General features: G+C 67.4%; 23 protein-coding genes and 1 riboswitch. Of the genes, 15 read left to right on the forward strand and 8 right to left on the reverse strand.

Going from position 1 to position 21,379, the window contains the following annotated elements:
* Positions 1 to 180: 180 nt before the first annotated feature.
* Complete coding sequence (locus G8760_RS01995) at positions 181 to 1,287, forward strand: S1 family peptidase (RefSeq protein WP_166345862.1); 1,107 nt, start codon at positions 181 to 183, stop codon at positions 1,285 to 1,287.
* 105 nt (positions 1,288 to 1,392) lie between these two features.
* Here G8760_RS01995 and G8760_RS02000 read toward each other — a convergent pair whose 3' ends face one another.
* On the reverse strand, positions 1,393 to 1,872 hold the full coding sequence (locus tag G8760_RS02000) for an OsmC family protein (RefSeq protein ID WP_166345865.1): 480 nt from the start codon (positions 1,870 to 1,872) through the stop codon (positions 1,393 to 1,395).
* Positions 1,873 to 2,176: 304 nt separating this feature from the next.
* On the opposite strand from G8760_RS02000, the gene G8760_RS02005 reads away from it, so the two are divergent.
* The 3 genes from G8760_RS02005 to G8760_RS02015 are packed head-to-tail and all read left to right on the forward strand — an operon-like array spanning position 2,177 to position 5,882.
* Positions 2,177 to 3,145, forward strand: a complete 969-nt coding sequence (locus G8760_RS02005) for an NAD(P)-dependent oxidoreductase (RefSeq protein ID WP_166345868.1) — start codon at positions 2,177 to 2,179, stop codon at positions 3,143 to 3,145.
* Positions 3,142 to 4,386 carry a M24 family metallopeptidase gene (locus G8760_RS02010; RefSeq protein WP_166345871.1) on the forward strand — a complete coding sequence of 415 codons (1,245 nt, stop codon included), beginning with the start codon at positions 3,142 to 3,144 and terminating at the stop codon, positions 4,384 to 4,386. Before G8760_RS02005 ends, G8760_RS02010 begins: the two co-directional genes overlap by 4 nt.
* Before the next feature lie 35 nt (positions 4,387 to 4,421).
* Positions 4,422 to 5,882 (forward strand): NAD-dependent succinate-semialdehyde dehydrogenase, encoded by a 1,461-nt coding sequence (locus G8760_RS02015; protein ID WP_166345874.1) that lies wholly within the window; start codon positions 4,422 to 4,424, stop codon positions 5,880 to 5,882.
* Positions 5,883 to 5,930: 48 nt separating this feature from the next.
* Here the strand turns inward: G8760_RS02015 and G8760_RS02020 are convergent, their stop codons facing one another.
* The 4 genes from G8760_RS02020 to G8760_RS02035 form a co-directional block, all read right to left on the reverse strand.
* The gene (locus G8760_RS02020; protein ID WP_207781923.1) at positions 5,931 to 6,365 is read right to left on the reverse strand and encodes a type II toxin-antitoxin system VapC family toxin; all 435 of its coding nucleotides are present in this window, start codon (positions 6,363 to 6,365) and stop codon (positions 5,931 to 5,933) included.
* On the reverse strand, positions 6,352 to 6,627 hold the full coding sequence (locus G8760_RS02025) for a ribbon-helix-helix protein, CopG family (protein WP_166345877.1): 276 nt from the start codon (positions 6,625 to 6,627) through the stop codon (positions 6,352 to 6,354). Before G8760_RS02025 ends, G8760_RS02020 begins: the two co-directional genes overlap by 14 nt.
* A gap of 110 nt (positions 6,628 to 6,737) precedes the next feature.
* Positions 6,738 to 7,076, reverse strand: a complete 339-nt coding sequence (locus tag G8760_RS02030; RefSeq protein ID WP_166345880.1) for a HepT-like ribonuclease domain-containing protein — start codon at positions 7,074 to 7,076, stop codon at positions 6,738 to 6,740.
* Complete coding sequence (locus tag G8760_RS02035; RefSeq protein WP_207781924.1) at positions 7,073 to 7,591, reverse strand: helix-turn-helix domain-containing protein; 519 nt, start codon at positions 7,589 to 7,591, stop codon at positions 7,073 to 7,075. The genes G8760_RS02030 and G8760_RS02035 overlap by 4 nt, the downstream gene beginning before the upstream one ends.
* A gap of 223 nt (positions 7,592 to 7,814) precedes the next feature.
* Here G8760_RS02035 and G8760_RS02040 point away from each other — a divergent pair, with 223 nt between their 5' ends.
* The 3 genes from G8760_RS02040 to G8760_RS02050 all read left to right on the forward strand — a co-directional run bounded on the left by G8760_RS02040 (position 7,815) and on the right by G8760_RS02050 (position 9,465).
* Positions 7,815 to 8,357, forward strand: coding sequence for a carboxymuconolactone decarboxylase family protein (locus G8760_RS02040; protein ID WP_166345883.1), 543 nt, complete (start codon positions 7,815 to 7,817; stop codon positions 8,355 to 8,357).
* A 68-nt stretch (positions 8,358 to 8,425) separates the two neighbouring features.
* Positions 8,426 to 8,848, forward strand: coding sequence for a nuclear transport factor 2 family protein (locus tag G8760_RS02045; protein ID WP_166345886.1), 423 nt, complete (start codon positions 8,426 to 8,428; stop codon positions 8,846 to 8,848).
* Positions 8,845 to 9,465: a pyridoxamine 5'-phosphate oxidase family protein gene (locus G8760_RS02050; RefSeq protein ID WP_166345929.1), complete on the forward strand. Its 621-nt coding sequence runs from the start codon at positions 8,845 to 8,847 to the stop codon at positions 9,463 to 9,465. The genes G8760_RS02045 and G8760_RS02050 overlap by 4 nt, the downstream gene beginning before the upstream one ends.
* On the opposite strand, the gene G8760_RS02055 is transcribed toward G8760_RS02050, so the two are convergent.
* Entirely contained in the window at positions 9,462 to 9,950 is a 489-nt protein-coding gene (locus G8760_RS02055; RefSeq protein WP_166345932.1) for a VOC family protein, read from the reverse strand. The genes G8760_RS02050 and G8760_RS02055 overlap by 4 nt on opposite strands.
* 116 nt (positions 9,951 to 10,066) lie before the next feature.
* On the opposite strand from G8760_RS02055, the gene G8760_RS02060 reads away from it, so the two are divergent.
* Complete coding sequence (locus tag G8760_RS02060; RefSeq protein ID WP_166345935.1) at positions 10,067 to 12,247, forward strand: alpha-ketoacid dehydrogenase subunit alpha/beta; 2,181 nt, start codon at positions 10,067 to 10,069, stop codon at positions 12,245 to 12,247.
* Between the two features lie 3 nt (positions 12,248 to 12,250).
* Positions 12,251 to 13,615, forward strand: coding sequence for a dihydrolipoamide acetyltransferase family protein (locus G8760_RS02065; protein WP_166345938.1), 1,365 nt, complete (start codon positions 12,251 to 12,253; stop codon positions 13,613 to 13,615).
* A gap of 925 nt (positions 13,616 to 14,540) precedes the next feature.
* Here the strand turns inward: G8760_RS02065 and G8760_RS02070 are convergent.
* Positions 14,541 to 15,488, reverse strand: a complete 948-nt coding sequence (locus tag G8760_RS02070) for a threonine/serine dehydratase (RefSeq protein ID WP_166345941.1) — start codon at positions 15,486 to 15,488, stop codon at positions 14,541 to 14,543.
* Between the two features lie 91 nt (positions 15,489 to 15,579).
* Here G8760_RS02070 and G8760_RS02075 point away from each other — a divergent pair, with 91 nt between their 5' ends.
* Positions 15,580 to 15,723 carry a hypothetical protein gene (locus G8760_RS02075; protein ID WP_166345944.1) on the forward strand — a complete coding sequence of 48 codons (144 nt, stop codon included), beginning with the start codon at positions 15,580 to 15,582 and terminating at the stop codon, positions 15,721 to 15,723.
* A gap of 155 nt (positions 15,724 to 15,878) precedes the next feature.
* Here the strand turns inward: G8760_RS02075 and G8760_RS02080 are convergent, their stop codons facing one another.
* Entirely contained in the window at positions 15,879 to 16,400 is a 522-nt protein-coding gene (locus G8760_RS02080; RefSeq protein WP_166345947.1) for a COG4315 family predicted lipoprotein, read from the reverse strand.
* A 247-nt stretch (positions 16,401 to 16,647) separates the two neighbouring features.
* Between G8760_RS02080 and G8760_RS02085 the strand changes: the two genes are divergently transcribed.
* From G8760_RS02085 to G8760_RS02105, 5 genes are all read left to right on the forward strand, one after another.
* Positions 16,648 to 17,055 carry a hypothetical protein gene (locus G8760_RS02085; RefSeq protein ID WP_207781925.1) on the forward strand — a complete coding sequence of 136 codons (408 nt, stop codon included), beginning with the start codon at positions 16,648 to 16,650 and terminating at the stop codon, positions 17,053 to 17,055.
* Positions 17,052 to 17,603 carry a DUF6036 family nucleotidyltransferase gene (locus tag G8760_RS02090; RefSeq protein ID WP_166345950.1) on the forward strand — a complete coding sequence of 184 codons (552 nt, stop codon included), beginning with the start codon at positions 17,052 to 17,054 and terminating at the stop codon, positions 17,601 to 17,603. Before G8760_RS02085 ends, G8760_RS02090 begins: the two co-directional genes overlap by 4 nt.
* 87 nt (positions 17,604 to 17,690) lie before the next feature.
* Positions 17,691 to 17,879: riboswitch (cobalamin riboswitch) on the forward strand.
* Between the two features lie 31 nt (positions 17,880 to 17,910).
* Positions 17,911 to 19,170, forward strand: a complete 1,260-nt coding sequence (gene cobG / locus G8760_RS02095; protein ID WP_166345953.1) for a precorrin-3B synthase — start codon at positions 17,911 to 17,913, stop codon at positions 19,168 to 19,170.
* A 1-nt stretch (position 19,171) separates the two neighbouring features.
* Entirely contained in the window at positions 19,172 to 19,795 is a 624-nt protein-coding gene (locus G8760_RS02100) for a precorrin-8X methylmutase (RefSeq protein ID WP_166345956.1), read from the forward strand.
* Positions 19,792 to 21,363, forward strand: coding sequence for a precorrin-2 C(20)-methyltransferase (locus G8760_RS02105; protein WP_166345959.1), 1,572 nt, complete (start codon positions 19,792 to 19,794; stop codon positions 21,361 to 21,363). The genes G8760_RS02100 and G8760_RS02105 overlap by 4 nt, the downstream gene beginning before the upstream one ends.
* The last annotated feature ends 16 nt before the right edge of the window (positions 21,364 to 21,379 follow it).

Below are 21,379 nucleotides of genomic sequence, written 5' to 3' on the forward strand. Positions count from 1 at the left end.
ACGGTCATGATCTTTTATGACATCTCAGCGTCACCGGCTGTTCATACCGAATAGCTAACTTTCCTCTCAATAGACACAGTGCCTAGTGCGGTGCAACGCTCCGGGCCGTTCCTCAACGGAGAGGACTCAGCAGTGCCAACAACCCAACCACCATCCCGGCGATCTCCAAACTGGCGGACTGTGCTGGCCACCGCGGCCGGCACGGCGATGCTGGCCACGCTGCTGCTGCCTTCCGGGGCCCAGGCGGACCCGGACCCCTCGTCCGCTCCGCTGGTTCCGCCCGACGGCACGTCGGCCGAACACCTGACCGCGACCACCCTGGTCACGACACTAGGCGATGACCGAACCGGCGGGATCTACGAGAACAGCGACGGGGAGATCGTTGTCACCGTGACGGACAAGGCCACGTCGGCGGCCGTCAGCGCAGCGGGAGCCATCCCAGAAGTGGTCGCCTATAGCACGGCCGAACTGAACGCCATCCACGCCGGACTCGACGAGCTACCGGTGATCGGTGGCACCGCGTGGGGTACCAACGTTCCCGACAATCAGCTGGTTGTGTCCGTCGACGGCACCGTCTCCGACACCGACCTGGCCAAGATCAAGGCGGCCACCGCTCCCCACGGGGACGCGGTCCGCATCGAGCGCATCGCGGGCGAGATTCAGATCATGACCTCGATCGTCGGCGGAATGGGCATCAGCGATCGAGACGCTCCCGGTGCGTACTGCTCCCTCGGCTTCAACGTCCAGGACAACAACGGGCGCAAATGGGGCCTGACGGCGGGACACTGCACGAGGTACACACACCTGTGGAACCGCCGTGCGAACGGGGTTTACATCGGCTGGAGTTCTGGATCTCAGTACCCTGGTCGCGACTTCGGCCGGATCCGCTACACCGACAGCACCCGACCGCTCGGCACCGTCTGGGTCAACGGCGCCGAACAACAGATCACCAACTCACGCAACCCCAGGGTGAACGAGAAGGTGAAGCGGGTGGGAACCGTCAGCTCGGATCTGATCGGCAAGGTGATCGCCACTGGCGTGACGACCAACGCCTATGACCCGAATCTCGGCGAGAACGTGCGCCTGACCAATATGACCTACACCACCCTGTGTTCCAAGTCCGGTGACAGCGGTGGTCCCCTGTTCACCGGCACGACCGCACTGGGTCTGCTCTCGGCCGGCAACACACCGAGAGCCGCCAAATGCAACTCTGCGGTCAGTGATTACCGCACGTGGTTCCAGCCAGTGCAGCCCGCACTCAACTACTACGGCCTGAAGGTGTACTAGCACGGACCGGACTACGGTCTGTCCTACGGACCTAGAACCCGCGCGTTCCTAGTGTGCCGCCGGCTGCGTCGTCGGGCCGGCGGCACACTCGTACGTGTCGCTTGATCAGGATGCGACGCGGGTCTCGGCCTGGTGGCCGACCGGGAAGTTCACGGACCGGGCGATGAAACACTTCTCGGCGGCCCGCTCGTGCAGGCGCTCGATCTTGGTGATCATGGACTCGTCGGTCACGGTGATCGACGGCCGTAACACCACCTCGGTGAACTGACCGGAGCCGTCGCTCTTGTCCAGCGTGAGGGTGCCCACCGGGGTATCGACGTACTCGGTGACGACGACGTCCGCGACCGCCGCCAGGTGCAGGAACCACAACATGTGGCACTGCGATAGCGATGCCACGAGCAACTCCTCCGGGTTCCACCGCTCGGGGTCACCCCGGAACGTGGGATCGGCGGTTCCCGCGATGGTCGTCGGCTTGCCGTCTCGCCGTACGTCGTGATCACGGCCGTAGGCGCGGTAGTTGGCGGTGCCCGCCCCGCGGTTACCGGTCCACTCGACGGTGAGTTCATAGTGATGCTCGGTCGACATCAGCCGTTTCTCCTTACGTGTGGGGGTAACCCGCCCGGCACATCGCGCCGGCGTGAGTGCGGTCCATCCAGCCCGGCTCGTCACTCTACGTCGGTGGGTGCGGGACACGGGTGTCTCACACCCGCTACGGCACTGCCCGACCGGCGGCCATGAACTGCAATCGATTGTCCTTTCTTCTTGGTCAATCGGATGATTGCTGCTAAGTGCCGCCCGACGATGCTACGTCTTTACAGGTGAAAGGTGTCAAATATCGCCACTCCGCACCATCTTGGCAAATACAATCGATTGCAGTACGGTGAGACACATGAGTGAGTCGAACATGGACAGCCCGCCCCCGTCGGTGGGCTGGATCGGCACCGGCCGGATGGGCGCGGCGATGGCGGCCCGGCTAGCCAAGGCCGGGGTGCCACTGACGGTCTGGAACCGCACCCAGGCCAAGACCCGCCCGCTGGCCGAGTTGGGCTGCGCCGTCGCCGCCGGCATCCCCGAACTCCGCCGACTCGACGTGGTCTTCACCATGGTCGCTACACCTGACGACCTCGAACAGGTCCTCCTTGGTCCCAGCGGACTGCTCAGCGATACGGACCACACACCCGGCATCGTCGTGGACTCATCCACGGTCTCCGTCGAGTCGTCGGCGGCGATCCGGCAAGAGTGCGAGCGGCGCGGCGTCGCATTCCTCGCCGCCCCCGTGAGCGGCAATCCGCGGGTGGTCGAGGCCGGAGATCTCAGCATGGTCGTATCCGGCCCGGCCGACACCTACTCCCGCGTCGAACCCTTACTCACCCACATCGCCCGATCCAGCACCTACGTCGGCGACGGCGACGTAGCGCGGTTGGTAAAGATCTGCCACAACCTCATGCTCGGTGTCGTCACCCAGGCCATGGCCGAGATCACCGTGCTGGCGGAGCGGGGCGGCGTCTCCCGGGCGGCGTTCCTCGACTTCCTGAACAACAGCGTGATGGGCTCGGTGTTCACCCGCTACAAGACGCCGGCGTTCGTCAATCTCGACTACACACCCACATTCACCCCGGTCCTGCTGCGCAAAGACTTCGACCTCGGCTTGGCGGCCGGCCGCACCCACGACGTTCCGATGCCGGTCACCGCGGTCACCGCGGAACTCGTGCAGTCCAGCGTCAGCAGCGGTCGCGTCGACGAGGACTTCGCGATCCTGCTCGACCTACAGGCGGCCAGCTCAGGGCTCCACCTGGAGCCGGAAGGTGTCGTGGTCGACGACGGACTAAGCGCCGCTGACGAGGTGGTGCCGTCATGAGTGACGCCGCTCCCCTGGCCGCCCCCGGACACATGGGTGTCGATTTCGAGCAACGGGTCGACTTCGATCGACTCCGCCGCTATCGGCTGGGCCGGGCACGCGCATCGCTGGACACCAGCGGATGTGGAGCGTTCCTTCTCTTCGACTTCTACAACATCCGGTACACCACCCAGACCTGGATCGGTGGTGCACTCGGGGACAAGATGACGCGATATGCGCTGCTCACCCGGGGTGAAGAGCCGCGGCTGTGGGACTTCGGCTCGGCCGCGCGGCATCACCGGCTGTACTCCCCCTGGCTCCAGCCGGAACGCTGCCACGCCGGCATGCTGGGATTACGTGGTGCCATCGCTCCGTCCGCGGGGCTCATGGAGTCGGCCGTACGCGAGATCAAGGCCCTGCTCGACGATGCCGGAGTCGCCGACGAGCCGGTCGGGGTAGACATCGTCGAACCCGCGTTCCTGTTCGAGATGCAACGCCAAGGGCTACACGTCGTCGACGCCCAGCAGTTCATGCTCGACGCCCGCCAGATCAAATCAGCCGACGAGATCATGCTGCTGACCCAGGCCGCCGCCATGGTCGACGGTGTGTACCAGGACATCGTCGACGTGCTCAAACCCGGCATCCGGGAGAACGAGATCGTCGCACTGGCGAACAAGCGGCTCTACGAGATGGGCTCGGACCAGGTGGAGGCGATCAACGCGGTCTCCGGAGAGCGCTGTAACCCCCACCCGCACAACTTCTCCGACCGGTTGATCCGGCCGGGCGATCAGGCGTTCTTCGACATCATCCACTCGTTCAACGGCTACCGCACCTGCTACTACCGCACGTTCAGCGTCGGCAGCGCGACCCCCAGCCAGCGTGCTGCCTACACCAAGGCGAGGGAGTGGATGGATGCCTCGATCGCGATGGTCCGGCCTGGCGTCGGTACCGACGAGATCGCACAGGTGTGGCCGGCCGCGCCGGAGTTCGGCTTCGAGAACGAGATGGCCGCGTTCGGCCTGCAGTTCGGCCACGGTCTCGGTCTGGGGCTTCACGAACGGCCGATCATCTCCCGCTTGAACAGCATGACCGAGCCGGTCGAGTTGCAGGCCGGCATGGTGTTCGCACTGGAGACGTACTGCCCGGCCGACGACGGCTTCTCCGCGGCCCGGATCGAGGAGGAGGTCGTCGTGACCCCCGACGGGCCTCGCCTGCTCACGCTCTTCCCCGCGCAAGAACTGTTCATCACCAACCCGTACTGAGCAGTGCCGCGTCTCAGACCCTCGACGAATCCGCGATGACCACCGGAGCCGCCATGACCACCCGCGATCTACCTACCGATCTCTATCTCGACGGTCGCTGGGTGCCGGCCAGCGACACCGGCAGATTCGACGTCACCGACCCGTCGACCGGTGAGATCATCACCTCTGTTGCTGACGGCACCGTCGACGACGCCCGGACCGCGGTCGACGCAGCGGACCGGGCCGCCGCGGGATGGGCACAGACACCCCCACGCCAACGGGCCGAAGTACTGCGGCGCACCTTCGAGCTGATGACCGACCGCGCCGAGCAGTTAGCCCGCCTGATCACCGCGGAGAACGGCAAGGCGCTGGCGGATGCCCGCGGCGAGGTTGCCTACGCCGCGGAGTTCTTCCGCTGGTACTCCGAAGAGGCGGTCCGCGCGTCCGGCACTGTTCAGACGGCACCGTCGGGGGCCAACCGGATCCTGGTCGTCCCCCAGCCGGTCGGGATCTGTGTGCTGGTGACGCCGTGGAACTTCCCGGCGGCGATGGCCACCCGGAAAATCGGGCCGGCGCTCGCGGCCGGTTGCACCATGGTGCTCAAGCCGGCCAGCGACACCCCGCTGACCGCGCTGGCGATCGCCGCCATTCTCGACGAGGCAGGGGTTCCTCCCGGCACGGTGAACGTCCTACCGGCGCGTCGCTCCGGCGCCGTGGTGTCCGCGATGCTGCACGACCCGCGGGTCCGCAAACTCTCCTTCACTGGCAGCACCGAGGTGGGCCGGGTGTTGCTCAAGGAGGCCGCCGACCACGTCGTCAACACGTCGATGGAGCTTGGCGGCAACGCCCCGTTCCTCGTCTTCGCCGACACCGACCTCGACGCCGCGGTCGACGCAGCGATGGTGGCCAAGATGCGTAACGGCGGGGAGGCATGCACCGCGGCCAACCGCTTCTACGTGGAATCGCCGATCGCCGCGGAGTTCGCCGCCCGGCTCGGCTCCCGGATGGCCGCCCTGCACGTCGGCCCCGGCCTGGACGAACGGAGCCAACTAGGTCCATTGATCAACGAACCAGCGGTGGACAAGGTCGCCACGCTGGTCGACGACGCCGTCGCAGCTGGCGCACAGCTGGTCACCGGCGGAGCGCGGATCGACCGGCCCGGCTCCTACTTCCAACCAACCGTGCTGGCCGACGTTCCACCGGACGCGGCCATCCTCGGCACCGAGATCTTCGGACCGGTGGCTCCCGTCGTCGCCTTCGACGCCGAAGACGAGGCCATCCGCCTGGCCAACGCCACCGAGTACGGCCTGGTCTCCTACGTCCACACCGGTGACCTCGCCCGGGGACTGCGCGTCGGCGAGGCGTTGGAGTCGGGCATGGTCGGCATCAACCGTGGTGTGGTCAGCGACCCGGCAGCACCGTTCGGTGGGGTCAAGGAGAGTGGAATTGGCCGAGAAGGTGGCCACGACGGCATGCTCGACTACCTGGAGCCCAAGTACCTCGCCGTCGACTGGTGATTCCCGGCGCCGGGTGCGTTCCTGGGGGCGCTGCGTACGCCACCGGCGCTACCCTCCCGGTGCCACCACGGCCAGAGCGTTGGTGCGGCAGGCCGCTCCGAGCCGGTTGTCATACGTGATCACCGTATCGGCGTCGAGCAGAATAGCCGTGGCCAGATGAACGGCATCGAGAGTGCGCAACACCTTGGGCGCTAATCGTCGGGCCAGGCTGACGACATCGGTGGTGATCTGGCGCTCTGCGACTCCGGACAACGCGACGTCGAATGCTTCGTTCACCTCGTCGGCGGTGATCGCAAGCTCTTCCAGCCGCGACTGTAGGGCTCTGCTGACCTCGATCCAGGCCAGCGACGACGTCACCACGACATCACCATGGTCGAAATGCTCGGCCAGGGTGGCGTCCAGCGCATCCGACTCCGGTTCTTCCACCGACCGTTTGATCAGGGCGCTGCTGTCGACGTAGACCCGCATGTCACACGCGGTCATCGCGGTCGAGGAGGTCCGCGCTGGTGATTCCCCTGGGCAGTCGCAGCCGGCGAAGGGCCCGCCGGTAAGGCGACCGCGGCGGACCTACCGCGCCGGTGGCGACCAGGCGGTCCAACTCGCTCATCTGTTCCTTCCCGTCCGGCAGGCCGAGATACCGGTCGATCGCCGCACGGATCACCTCCTGCTGGGAGCGCCCCGACCGGGCGGCCTCACCACGGACGGCTTCCTCCGCGTCGGCGCGGAGACGGAGATTCGTCGCCATAAGAAAATGGTACCAGCGCGGTACCAGGTGCGGTACCGATCATCGTTCGGTGCGGCAGCGATGTCAGTCCTCGCGAGAGGGGGTTCGCACCCTACTGTCCTGCGCTCATCTCAGCTGTCGCGAGTGGCGTGCCTACGGAGATCATGGACGGCTTCTTCGAGTTCGGGGAGGTCGTACTCGACGGTTGCCTGAAGGATGGCATGTGAGGTGTCGAAGTAGTGGTGGGCGAGACGATCACGCATCCCGGCAACTTCTTTCCACGGGATACCGGGTTGATGGTCGAGTAGCGTGCTCGGCAGCGCCTTGACGGCTTCCCCGATCTCGATGAGCCGCACCCGGACCGCGTCGAAGACCAGTCCATCGTCGAGTCCGCCCCGGGTCAGGTGCTGGCGGATGGTGTGGATGGCCGTGCTGATGTCGTTCAGGCGTTGCTGGTCACGACGGGTCATAGCGGCACGAGGTCTTGCTCGATCTCGGCCCGCACCATGGGCTTCAGCTCACTGGCGGGGATCACGTCGACCGGAACGCCGAGGATGGCTTCGAGCTCTCGCTGGAGTCGGGCCAAGGTGAACAGGCTAGGACCAGCCGAGAAGTCAGCTAGTAGGTCGACATCGCTGCTGTGGGTGTCCTCACCACGGGCCGCGCTGCCGAACATACGCAGGTTGGATGCACCGTAGGCCGCTGCGGCCCGGCGGAGCTCGGCGCGGTGGCGCAGCACCTTGCTCCCCAGTCCACGTTGCTGCTCCGGCGCAGCTCGGCGCGGCCGCAGAACCATGTCGACATCTTGGCCAGTCGCCTCGATCAGCCGCGTCAGCGTCGCCAACGCCGGCTGGCGCCGACCGGATTCATACGCGCTGACGACACTTTGAGTGACACCGGCGAGCCGGGCCAGCTCCACCTGCGTGAGGCCAGCCTGCCGTCGGGCCTCGCGCAGGATAGTCCCCGCCGAGCGCAGCGTGTCCATAACCCAAACTATAGCGGATTGTCGATAGTGCACCTTCGCCCTTGTCGGCTTGCGGAATGGCCCGACGCTCCACCGTCTCGCAAGAAATTCAGATGGGCGGGAATCGAAGCTAGTGCCTAATGGTTGAAGACCCTTGAATCCATTAGTCAGGCGTCGATTCCGCCGGTCAGATGGCGCCTCTGGTTGCCGGCCTGTCGTCGTCTCACCACCGAAAGGAAGGGCTATGTCCCGTCTCCCCCTGATCCAGCCCGAGGCCGCCACCGGCACCACCGCCGAGCTGCTCGCCGCCGTGAACAAGGCGCTAGGGGTCACTCCGAACATGACCAAGGTGCTAGCGAACAGCCCCGCCGCGCTCAAGGCGTACCTGGACTTCTCCGCCGCGCTGAACGGTGGGAGCCTGCCCGCCGCCCTGCGGGAGCGGATCGCGATCCTGGTCGCACAGGAGAACGGCTGCGACTACTGCTTGTCGGCGCACACCTACATCGCTACGAAACTGGCCGGACTCGACGAGGCCGAGGCGACCCGGGCGCGTACCGGCCAGGCCGGCGACGCGAAGGCTCAGGCGGTACTGAGCTTTGCCGCTGCGACTCTACGCAGCCGAGGTGGAGTCGACGACGCCGAGCTGAAGGCCGCCCAGGAGGCCGGGTTGTCCGACGGTGAGATCACCGAGGTGATCGCGCACGTCGCGCTGAACGTCTTCACCAACTACATCAACAAGGCCGCCGACACCGACATCGACTGGCCGGTCGTCCACCACCACCACTGATGAATCCCCGGGGCGGCCCGCAACCGATAAGGTCGCGGCCGCCCCGGACACCCCTCACAGGAGCAGACATGACCCGCCCGCCGCTTCCCCCGTTCACCGCCGAAACCGCACAACAGAAGGTGCAGCTCGCCGAGGACGCGTGGAACAGCCGCGACCCCGAACGGGTCGCGCTGGCCTATTCCCCCGACTCGGTGTGGCGCAACAGATCCGAGTTCCTCACCGGCCGCGCGGAGATTGCCGCCTTCTTGACCCGAAAGTGGGCCAAAGAACGCGACTACGCCCTACGTAAAGAGCTGTGGGCGTACACCGACAACCGCATCGCCGTCCGGTTCACCTATGAGTGGCACGATGCCGACGGACAGTGGTGGCGCAGCCACGGCAATGAGCTGTGGGAATTCGACGCCGACGGGCTCATGGTGCGACGCGAGGCCAGTATCAACGACCTCGAGATCGACGCGACTGACCGCAGCATCTTCGGGCCACGCTCATGAGCCGTTTCGCCCAACTTGCCTTCACCGACGGTGTCCGGGCCCAGCAGAAGGCACACGGCAGCGACCGCGCCTATCGCCGGGCGTTGGACGACACCGGCGGACCCGATCGGCTCGGCCCCCATGAACGAGCCTTCATCGCCGAACGGGACAGCTTCTACCTGGCCACCGTTGGCGAAACCGGCTGGCCGTACATCCAGCATCGGGGCGGCCCGCGCGGATTCCTGCGGGTCATGGACGATCACACCCTCGGCTTCGCCGACTTCCGTGGGAACCGGCAGTACATCACCCTGGGGAACCTGGATCACGACGACCGGGTCTCGTTGTTCCTGATGGACTACGCCCGGCAGACCCGGCTGAAGATTCTCGGCCGGGCTCGAGTGGCCGACGGCGAGCGGGGGTTGGCGGTTCCGGATTACCGGGCGAAGGTGGAGCGGGAGGTGCTCATTAGCGTCGAAGGGTTCGACTGGAACTGCCAGCAGCACATTCCGCAGCTGTTCCCGCGCGACGCCGTCGAATCCACGCTCGGGCAGCTCCAGGATCGCGTCGACGCGTTGGTCCGGGAGAACACACAGCTACGAGCCGCCGCCACTAGCGCTCGTGTCAGGCCGGTGGACTAGGTGGCACGGTCGAACGCCTTGCCACCGGGGTATGAGACCAGCTCGAACTGCATCCCCCACGGTGCCAAGAAGTAGACCCACCGCTGCCCCTCGCTCGGCCCCTTGCTGGCGGTAGGCGCTCCCATGAGGGTGACACCGTGCCGCTCCAGATGTGCGACGGCGACGTCGAGGTCGTCGACATAGAGGGCGACGTGGTGACCACCGATATCGCTGTTCTTCGGCTGGGTGCGGTTCTGGTCCGGCGATTCGTACTCGAAGACCTCGAAGATCGCCTGATCTCCACAACGGAAGAAGTGCAGCTGACGCATGACCGCCCGCGGATGGACACCAAGGTGGTCCCGCATCCAGGTGTCGTCGTCGCGATACGGACCCAGGGTGTACATGTACTCGCAGCCGAGCACTTCGGTGAGGAACCGACGGGCCTGTTCGAGGTCGGGCACGGTGAACCCGATGTGATCGACACCGCGCAGCCCTGGCAAAGCCATCGCCGCCTCCAAATCGTCGTTATGGATCCTAAGATCCAACCACAAACGATTGCACTACGTCTATAGGTACGGTTAGATGAGTATATGGATCCAATTTATGCCGCTGGAGGTTGTTGGTGACCAAGCACCAGCGTTTAGAACCGGCCTCGCCCTGGGTGCGGCTGACCGTCGACACCACAGACTGGGACAACGCCGAACCCGCACTGCTGACGGGGATGCTCAGCCAGCTGATCATCATCAGGACGTTCGAGGAGTACGTCCTCGACCTGGCCGGCGCCGGGCTAGTCCACGGACCGGCCCACTCCAGCATCGGCCAGGAAGGCGGTGCGGTGGGCTCGGTTCTGGCGCTCGCCCCCGGGGACGTCGTCAACGGCTCCCACCGGGGGCACCATCAGTTCTTGGCCAAAGCGCTGCACCACCTCGCACCCAAAGGCCTCGACCCCAACGCCGAGCTGCCCGCCGACGTCCGCGAACTCCTGTTGCGCACAGTGGCCGAGATCTGCGGCCTCGACCGAGGGTTCAGCCATGGCCGGGGCGGATCCATGCATCTGCGCTGGACCGCCGCCGGTGCGATCGGCACCAACGCGATCGTGGGCGGCGGAGTCCCCCAAGCGGCGGGCTTCGCGTGGGCACACCGCCAGGCCGGGACCGACGCGGTCGCGGTCACCTATTTCGGCGATGGCGCGGTGAACATCGGATCCACCCTGGAGACGTTCAACCTCGCCGCCGCCTGGCGACTGCCACTCTGCTTCTTCATCGAGAACAACCAGTACGCCGTCGCCACCACCGTCGCCGAAGCCACCGGCGAGCCCCGGCTGTCCGCTAGGGGCCTGGGTTTCAACATTCCCAGCTGGAAGGTGGACGGCATGGACCCGCTCGCAGTCCATGCCGCCATGACCGAGGCGGTGGCGCATATGCGTTCCGGCGCCGGACCCACCATCGTCGAGGCCGACACCTACCGGTACTTCCACCAGAACGGGCCGTTCCCGGGCAGCGCCTTCGGATACCGGCCGAAGGACGAGGAGAAGCAGTGGCGGCAGCGCGATCCGATCGCTCAGCTGGCCGGTCACCTGGACCGCCGCGGCCTCATGACCACCGACGAGATCGAGGCCACCCAGGCCCGGACCAAAGAGTCGCTGGCCGCTATCGGTGCCGAGCTGTTCGAGCCACTCCCCGGCGGCAAGTCCGGACAACGACGGATCAAGGAAGCCGAGTGGCCCGATCCCGCATTCGTGGACGTCGGGATCCGCAGCGACCTGCACGAGCTCGACGGAGTCCGGGTGGCCGACGCCGAGACGTTCACCGGGGCGCTGACCGAGCAGAAGCTAGTGGAAAGCATCGCCCGAGTGCTCGGCCGCCGCATGGAGACCGACGAGTCCGTACTCGTCCTCGGCGAGGACGTCCACCGGCTCGGCGGCGGCACGAACGGCGCCACCAAGGGTCTGGCCGAACGTTTCCCCGACCGCGTGCTCGGCACCCCGATCAGCGAGAACGCCTTTGCCGGCCTCGGCGGCGGGATCGCCATGGACGGCCGGTTCACGCCGGTGGTGGAGTTCATGTACGCCGACTTCATGTGGGTCGCCGCCGACCAGCTGTTCAACCAGATCGGCAAGGTCCGCCACATGTACGGCGGTACTAGTGACGTCCCCTTTGTCTTGCGCTCCAAGGTCGCGATGGGCACCGGCTACGGATCACAGCACTCCATGGATCCCGCCGGCGTCTTCGCCACCGCCCCCGGCTGGCGTATCGCCGCACCCACGACGCCGTTCGACTACATCGGGGTGCTGAACACCGCCCTTCGATGCAAGGACCCGGTGGTGATCCTGGAACACGTCGACCTCTACACCACGACCGGACCGGCGCCGGTGGACGATCTCGACTACTACCTTCCGGTTGGCCGTGCCGCCGTCCGCCGCCGAGGTTCGGCCGTCACCGTCATCTCATATCTGGCCATGGTCGCCGAAGTCCTCCACGCCGTCGATTCGCTGGACGACGTCGACGCCGAGGTGATCGACCTGCGCTGGCTCGACCGGGCGAGCCTCGACTGGGAGACGCTCTCGACCAGCGTGCGCAAGACCAACCGGGTGTTGATCGCCGAGCAGGGCCCTCCCGGCACGTCGTACGGCGGGTGGCTGGCCGACGAGATCAACCGGCGGCTGTTCGACTGGCTCGATCATCCGGTCCAACGGGTCACCGGTGGTGAGGCGTCACCAAGCATCAGCAAAATTCTGGAACGAGCCGCCGTCGCCGGCCGCGACGAGGTCGCCACCGCCCTCACGGAAATGACGAGGTTCTAACCGATGGCCACGTTGCTGCGCCTACCGGCTGTCGCCGCCGGATCGACCGAGGCGGTCCTCCAGGACTGGTCGGTGAACGAGCACCAGGCGTTCACCGCCCTCGACGTGATCGCGACGGTTGAGACCGACAAGGCCCTGGTGGAGGTCGAGGCCGAGGCGGACGGTGTTGTCCTCAAGACGCTGGTGCCGGCCGGTTCCGTCGTCGAGGTCGGAGCACCGATCGCGGTCCTCGGCGAGCCCGGCGAGCAGGTCGACGACCTCAATACTCTGCTCGCCGACCTCGGTGTCGACATCGATCGACCAGCCCGGGCCGCCGAACGTCGCGACCTCACCGAGCCGGCTCCAGAACCAGCCGCCGCCCCGGATGGAGCCACATCGACCGCGGCACCACCGGCCACCAACGGGTCGGATCCGGAACCAGAGGACCCCGGCAACCGACGTATCTTCAGCAGCCCCTTGGCTAGACGGTTGGCCAGGGAGGCCGGCCTGTCCCTCGACGACATCACCGGAACCGGGCCACGCGGACGGATCGTCCGGCGCGACGTCGAATCCGCCATCACCCAGCGCCAGGTACTGGACGCCCCGCAAGCACCCCCGGATCCAGCGGCGGGCACCAGTTCGTCGACGACCAGCGACGCACCTGGCCCGGAGGTGGAGGCCAGCACGTCGGCTCCCCGGGATCAGCCGGCCAGCACCCGTGTCCCGCACAGTCGGATCCGGCGGGCGACCGCCACCCGTCTCGCGGAAAGCAAACGCGAAGCGCCACATTTCTATGTACGCGCCTCAGCTCGGGTCGATGAGCTGATCACGTTGCGGACCCGGCTCAACGAGGTCAGCTCCGTCCGGATCTCGCTGAACGACCTGGTGATCAAGGCGGTCGCCGTGGCGCATTCCAGGGTTCCCGAGATGAACGTCATCTGGACCCCCGACGCCGTCGAGACGTTCTCGGCCACCGACGTCGCTGTCGCCGTCGCCACCGACCGTGGTCTCGTGACCCCCGTGCTGCGCGGCGTCGACACGATGTCAGTGGGTGCGATCGCCGCCGCGAGCCGGGATGTGACCGAACGCGCCCGCGCCGGGACGCTCCGGCAGGACGAACTCACCGGCGGCACCATCACCGTGACCAACCTCGGTATGTACGGTGTGGAAGAGTTCTCGGCGATCATCAACCCGCCACAGTCAGCCATCCTGGCCGTCGGCGCCGCACGGTCGGAGCCCGTCGTCGACGATGGCAAACTGAGCGTCGGGACGGTCATGCGGGTCACGGCGTCGGTCGACCATCGCCCGCTGGACGGCGTCGTAGCCGCCCGCTGGCTCCAGGTCCTCGTCGCCACCCTGGAGAATCCCCTCACCCTCGTCGCCCACTAGCCGTTGTGCACCTGATCTCCGTTTGTGCGCCTGATCGTTTGTCCGGCGACGATCAGGCGCACAAGCGATGGCGACGTTGCTGATAGACGTGTGGTGGCGTCGTCCGGTCATGGCTTGCGATGTGAACGACAAACGATCAGATGCGCAAACCGACACGACGGGGCGGAAGGTGCATCTGATCACCCGCCATCCACATATTGAGATAACGCTCTGTGGGTGTGGACTCGGTGGTGCTGGCTGGGATTGCCGCCAGGCGAAACATAGGCGTCGGGCTGCGCGATATATACCGCGAACGGCCGCACTGTGGCGACGTCGGGCCGGATGGGTGCCAGGTCCCGACGCGCTATCGCGCACTGCGCTACCGCCAGATGGCGTTAAGAGCCGGATTCGGGCCTTAACGCCATCTGGCGGTAGCGGAGTACGGGGCCAGGGCAACACGGCCCCACGTCGCAAGGAAAGCGTGGTGAGTGTCCGGGCAACAACAAGGAGGCTCACCGCGGCATCCACCCCGGGCACAAGGACGCTTACTGTCACCAGGGCAACAACAAGCAGACTTACTGCAACCAACCGAGGGGTGGGAGTCGTCGCAATGTACGCCGACACCGACACCCGCGACGGGCGCGGCGAGCGCGATGGGCGCGCGGTCGATCAGATGTATGCACAGCTACCGCACACGTTTGCGACGCATCTGATCGCCACGCGTCCACACTCAAAGACGCGATCAGATGCACCACACCGCGCCGCCCACCGCCGTTGGCACACCTGATCGCCCCACAGAAAACGATCAGGTGACCAAACGGAGATCAGGTGCAGCCCCAGCCCGGGTTGGAAAGCTGCGGCGGATCACCGGAGCGTCTGATCGTCGTGCGGCGCGACGTAACCGCGGCCCTAACGCCGGCGCCGCCATCCACGGGGTTGATCGAGGTCAGACGAGGTCGGACGGGTCCGTGTTGGCGCCGGACAGCACGACGACGACACGCTCCCCTTCCGCCGGGCGATACGCGCCGCTGAACAGGGCAGCGGCGGCGGTCGCCGGACCGTGCTCGACGGCCAGGCGGTATCGCTCCCACAGCCGACGGCGGGTGTCGACGATCACCGCGTCGTCCACCAGAACCGAGCCAACACCGGTGCGTACCGCAACGTTGTAGGCGATGTCACCTAGGCGGGTGGCGCCGAGTGAGTCGGCGGCGACCCCCGAGACGTCGACATCCACCGGGCCACCAGCAGCGAGGGCAGTGTGCAGGGTCGGGATCGCGGCCGGCTCGACGCCGACCACCCGGGCTCGACCCTCGACCGCCGCGGCCACCCCGGCCAGCAGTCCACCACCGCCGACGGCCACCACGATGGTGTCCACCGGCTGACCGGCCTGCTCCAGGACCTCCAGGCCCAGCGTGCCCTGGCCGGCGCAAATCTCCGGCTGGTCATACGCGTGGCAGAACAACGCGCCGGTTTCGTCGGCGCGGATGAGGGCGGCGGCGTAGGCATCGGCATACTTACGCCCCACCTGCCGGACGTCGGCCCCCAACGAACGCAGCTTCCTCACCTTGACCGGCGGTGCCGTCTCCGGCACGTACACCTCAGCGGGCAGCGAGTGGGAGGCCGCTGCATAAGCAACGGCCAAGCCGGCGTTTCCGCCCGAAGCTGCCACGACGCGGCCCTCGCCGGTTGCCAGCTCGCCGCGCTCGAGGGCGGCGCGGACGCGGTTGAAGGCACCGCGTACTTTGAACGATCCAGTGTGCTGGGCCTGCTCCAGTTTGAACCACAGGGGGGCCGACGGAGCCCACGGTCCGGCTTCGACCTCGAACAACGGGGTGCGCCGGATGAACTGGCCGATGCGGCTCCGCGCCGCCTGCACGTCGTTTGCGTCGATCACCACACCATGGTCCCCCAGGCGGACGTCAGCACCGTGCGCCCCCCGAGGAGCTGGCCTCACCCACTTCGCGATCCTGGAGAACTACCGCGGGTTGCGCGAGCCGGACCAGCTGCGCTGGCTCGAACCGGACCTGGAGCTCAACGCCGCTGGCAAACAGGTGCTCGTCGTGACCCCCGTGCCGTGGAACGTGCCGCGGACACCAGCCGGATCACGTACCGCCCGCCCCTCGAGCTGACGTGGTCACGGCACACCGGCGATCATGGCAGGAACCCGAAATCAGCGCCGGACGGCACGCCTCAGGTGGTCTACCTCCAGGAACGTCTGGACGGCTGGTTGGGAGCCGACCGATCCCACGTGGTGTGACCGAACTTCGCCGTGCACTAGCGCACGTCAGTAGTCGGAACGGCCCCCGCCGTTGTCATCGTCATCGTCGGACATGTCGTCCGGTACCGCGTCCTCGATGGCGTTGCCGCCGGCGTCGAGCACGTACCAGACGTCGTTCAAGCCCTGACCGTGCAGGTCGCCAGCACTGCTATCCCCCGCGTAGTAGTACAGCGGCCAATCGCCGTAGGTGGCCTGGACGGTGCCGTCGTCGCGTTCGATACTGCCAAGTAGCGACGCGTCGACACCGGAACCGGCCTCCGGCTCACCCGCCAACGGCGGCCACGCCTCCAGGCATTCGTCATGGCAGTTGCTCGTCCCCGGCTCGTCGACCGTGAACAGATACAGAACCATGCCGTCCCCGTCGACGAGAATCTCACCGAGGGGCGACCCAGTTAGATCGACCCGATCGCCGTTGCCGGGGGGCGCTGCGACGTCGCCATCACCGTCGTCGTCCGAGCCGCAGGCAGCGACCACGAGCGCAAGGGCGCCGACCACCACCAACGGCATGGCCCGAGTTCGTCGGTTCATGAGACCTCCACATGTCACGACGGGCGCGGCGCTCACCCCGCGCCCGCCCGGAATCGGTCCGGTCTCCTTATCTACGGTCGAGGTACCACTATCGGATTGCCCCCGCGCGGATTTGCTACCGCGTCATGCGGTCGGGGGCCCGCGGCGCCGGCGGCGCGGGACGCAACCGAGATTCGGAGACGGCTTGAGAACCGGCATTCACGCCGCAGTTCGGGGATAATGAAGCCGAACCGGAGGGAGAGGTGCCGTGGCCGGCTACGACGCAGCAAGGGCTGCCGCTGATGCCCAGCAGCTGATGCGTCGCGATGAGCCTCTCACCGTCGTGTGGCGGCATGCCATTCTGCAACTGCTGGACGTGTACGAGTCGCGGAAACGCCATCAGGGAGTCGAAGCGGCGGCCGCGCTGTTCTCGAAGGAACCGAAGCCCACCGGCGATGGCCGGGTCGACGCCGCCTTTGCCGCGCTCGCCGAACATCTCGCCCGACGGGACGACTGGCAGGTGCCTCGATGGGCACTGAATGAGCGGCGTTTCACCGACGACTGGTGGTTCGTCACCGAGCTCCGCGGTATGCATCCGTGGTCCTTGCGTGAATCCCCGCTGTCATTTCGCCGCCGTGGGATCTTCATCGCGGCAAACGGCCTGGAGCGGGTGTGAACACCCCAACCGCACTAGACCGGGCTGGCATCGTCTCCCTCCTCGAGTCTCTGTCAGACGAACTTGCCCAGCGCGCGACGCAGGCGGACATCTTCCTCGTCGGCGGCGCCGCGATGGCGCTTGCCTACGACGCCAGGCGCGCTACCCGCGATCTCGACGGAGTCTTCGCCCCCACGGCGGCGGTGCGGCAGGCAGCGGCAGCGGTTGCGGAGGACCACGGGCTCGAAGAAGACTGGCTCAACGATGCGGTGAAAGGCTTTCTCCCGGGCCCCGATCCAGATCCCCGTCTCTTCTTCGAAACGCGGTATCTGCGGGTCTCCGTCGCCTCTCCGCGATACCTGCTCGCGATGAAGCTGCGGGCCTCCCGCGTAGACACCGACGTAGACGACATTCGGTTCCTCATGCGCGAGTGCGGGTTCAACACGGTCGAGGACGGCCTCGAACTTCTGCAACGCTCCTATCCGGCCGCCGTCATCGAACCCAAGACGCAGTATCTGCTCGCCGAGATCGTCGAGACGCTGACCGCTGACGAAGGCGACCCGTCGTAAACATCAGGACCCAGCGTCGTGCAGTCGGAGTGCCTGCGGCGCCGGCGGTGCGGGACGCAACCGGGGCGGTCGGCGGGCAGGCCGGTACAGTGGACGGCGAGCCGTGGTGAACGGGAAGCCGGTGTAGTACCGGCGCGGCCCTCGCCACTGTGATCGGGAAGCCCCCGGCTGTTCCCCGCGTGCGGGGAGCCACTGGCCAGCAACATCGGCTGGGAAGGTCGGCCGGACGGCGCCATACCCGTCAGCCAGGAGACCGGCCACGGCGTCAGGAAGCCAGATTCCACGAGGTGATGGAAGGCGGTCGGCGATGGCTCCGACGGTGCGGGACCGAGTCGATGCCTGCCCAGGCGCCCTCACCACTCATCAAGCGGCTGACGGACCGTTGGCCCGGATCCGCACCCCTGGCGGACGCCTCGATGCCTCGCAGCTCGTCACGCTGGCCGACTGCGCCGAACATCTCGGGGACGGCGAAGTACACCTGACCTCGCGTGCCAATGTCCAACTACGCGCCGTCGCCGACGTTAGTGCGCTGGCCGAACGGCTCACCAGAGCTGGGCTGTTGCCGTCGGCCAGCCATGAGCGGGTCCGCAACATCGTGGCGTCACCACTGAGCGGCATCACCGGCGGCCTGGTCGACGTACGCACACTCGTCATCGAACTGGACCATGCGCTACGCGCCGAACCGGCTCTCGCCCGGCTGCCGGGCAGGTTCCAGTTCGGGCTCGACGACGGCCGGGGCGACCTGCCGCCGGCCATGCTCGACGCCGGATGGCGGGCCACCGACAGCCAGCAGGGTGCGCTCCTGCTCGGCGGCGCGGACACCGGCCTGCGAATCCCGGCCCGGCGGGCATCCGCGGCTCTCGTCGCAGCCGCCCACGCGTTCCTCGACGTCCGTGCCAGGACCAGCGGCACGGCGTGGCATATCCGTGAGCTGAACAGCCAGGAGCAGCTCACAGCAGTGGTGGCCGACACGCTCGGCCCAGACGTCCGGACGGCACCAACGGCCGCTCTCACCACGTCGCCACCGCCGGCCGTCGGGCCGCACCAGCACCGATCCGGCCCGGACTACGCCGTTGTGGCCGCGATTCCCCTTGGCACGTTCACGGCTGCCCAGCTGCGGACACTGGCCGGGCTGAGCCCGCGCGGGGCGGTGCTGACGCCGTGGCGTTCAGTAGTGCTGCCCGGTCTGCCGCCGGGTGCCGCGGGGCGCGCCGTCGACACGCTGGTCGCCGCCGGATACGTTCTCGACCCCGAGTCGCCCTCGGCCGGGGTGACCGCGTGTATCGGACATCCCGGCTGTGCATCGTCTCGGGCCGATGTCCGTGCCGACACTCTCCCGCTCCTCACGACGCTCCCCCCTGGGATCACGCTGCATGTCTCGGGGTGTGAGCGACGCTGTGGCCGCCCACGCGGCCCACACGTGGACGCCGTAGCCGCCATGGACGGCTACGTCGTCGACGGCATCCGCGTGGCACGAGACGAACTGGCCATCGCCGTGCCGAAAGCCGCGTCACAGGTGACTTCCGAAGCGGTCGGGACCGCGACCACACTGGCCGGGAAGGACTGACATGGACCACTACATCCGCGACGGCGCCGAGATCTATCGCCGCTCGTTCGCCACCATCCGGGCGGAGGCCGACCTGGACCACCTGCCGTCCGACGTCGCGACGGTGGTGGTCCGCATGATTCACGCCTGCGGCATGGTCGACCTCCCCACGGACGTGGACTACTCCGACGACGTCGTGGCCGCCGCGCGATCCGCCTTACGAGCCGGCGCCCCCATCCTGACCGACGCGAAGATGATCGCCAGCGGCGTCACCCGGTCTCGTCTGCCCGCCGACAACGACGTCGTCTGCACCCTCGCCGACCCTCGGGTGCCCGCGCTGGCCGCCGAACTCGGCACCACCCGCAGCGCCGCGGCCTTGGAGTTGTGGCGCGACCGCCTGCCCGGCTCCGTCGTCGCCATCGGCAACGCACCCACCGCGCTGTTCCGGCTGTTCGAGCTACTCGACGAGGGTGTCCCGGCCCCCGCGGCCATCGTCGGCGTGCCGGTCGGTTTCGTCGGGGCGGTGGAGTCCAAGGAGGAGCTGGTGAAACGGGCCCCGGCACCCTATCTGACCGTCCACGGTCGCCGCGGGGGCAGTGCGATCGCCACCGCCGCCGTGAACGCGCTGGCCACGGAGGTCGAATGACGAACGCGCAGACGAACACCACGTCGAAACCGGGAGTCTTGTGGGGTGTCGGGCTCGGTCCAGGCGATCCCGAGCTCATCACGGTCAAGGCGGCCCGGATCATCGAACGTGCCGACGTTATCGCCTACCACAGTGCCCGGCACGGACGCAGCATCGCCCGCTCGATCGCCGAACCCTACCTGCGGGGTGACCAGATCGAGGAGGCACTCGTCTATCCGGTGACCACCGAAGGCACCCAACATCCGGGCGGTTACGACGGCGCCATGGCCGAGTTCTACGAACACGCCGCCAAACGGCTCGCCGAACATCTCGACGCCGGACGCCACGTAGCGGTGCTGTGCGCGGGTGATCCGTTCTTCTACGGCTCCTACATGTACATGCACGAACGCCTGTGTGAGCGGTACGAAGCACACGCGGTGCCCGGTGTGACGTCGATGACGGCGGCGGCCGCGGCGCTCGGCCAGCCGTTGGTCCAACATGAGGAGACGTTGACCGTCCTGCCGGGGACCCTGCCGGCACCTCAGCTGGCGATGCGGCTAGCCGAAGCCGACGCGGTCGCCATCCTCAAACTGGGCCGCACGTTCACCGCGGTGCGCGACGCCCTCGCCGAGGCCGGCCGGTTGGCCGACGCCTACTACGTCGAGCGCGCCACGTGGGGTGAACAGCGCGTTCAACCTTTGGCGGGGGTAGACCCGGCCAGCGTTCCCTACTTCTCGTTGGCGATCGTGCCGAGCCCCGGATACACGGCTCGTGTCGACGGCACCACCGCGGCGGTCCGTAGCACCGACGATGCGGCCGACCCCACTGCCCAGCGTCCGACACAACCAGGCGGCGAGGTCGTGATCGTCGGCCTCGGACCGGCCGGGCCGGACTGGCGCACCCCGGAGGCCACCGCGGAGTTGACCGCCGCCGACCACGTCGTCGGCTACGGTCCCTACGTCGCACGTGTTCCGGTCCGTCCTGGCCAGCAGCGACACAGTTCCGGCAACCGGGTCGAGGCGGACCGCGCCGTCCAGGCGTTGGAGCTGGCCTCCGCGGGCGCCCGGGTGGCGGTGGTGTCCTCCGGGGATCCAGGTGTGTTCGCGATGGCGTCGGCGGTGCTGGAGCAGGCCGGTGATCCACGCTGGGCCGGTATCGACATCCGGGTGGTGCCCGGCCTGACGGCGGCACAAGCGGCCGCGTCTCGAGTGGGTGCCCCGCTGGGCCACGACTATTGTGTGTTGTCCCTGTCCGACCGGCTCAAACCATGGGATGTCGTCGAACGTCGGCTGGACGCGGCCGGAGCGGCCGATCTGGCCCTGGCGTTGTACAACCCGGCTTCCCGCAGCCGCCGCGACCACCTTGAGCGGGTGCGGGCAACCCTGTTGCGGCATCGCGCGGCAGAGACACCGGTGGTGATCGCCCGAGACGTCGGCGGCGCGGAGGAATCGGTGACCGTGACCACGCTCGGGAGTTTCGACGCCGACGACGTCGACATGCGCTGCCTGCTGATCATCGGCTCGTCGCGGACCCAGGTGAGCGAGCGCCCGGACGGATCCGCCACCGTGTGGACGCCTCGCACCTACTAGGCGGTCTCGGCCTCAA

The organism is Phytoactinopolyspora limicola (assembly GCF_011320225.1).
In the GTDB taxonomy this organism is placed as follows: domain Bacteria; phylum Actinomycetota; class Actinomycetes; order Jiangellales; family Jiangellaceae; genus Phytoactinopolyspora; species Phytoactinopolyspora limicola.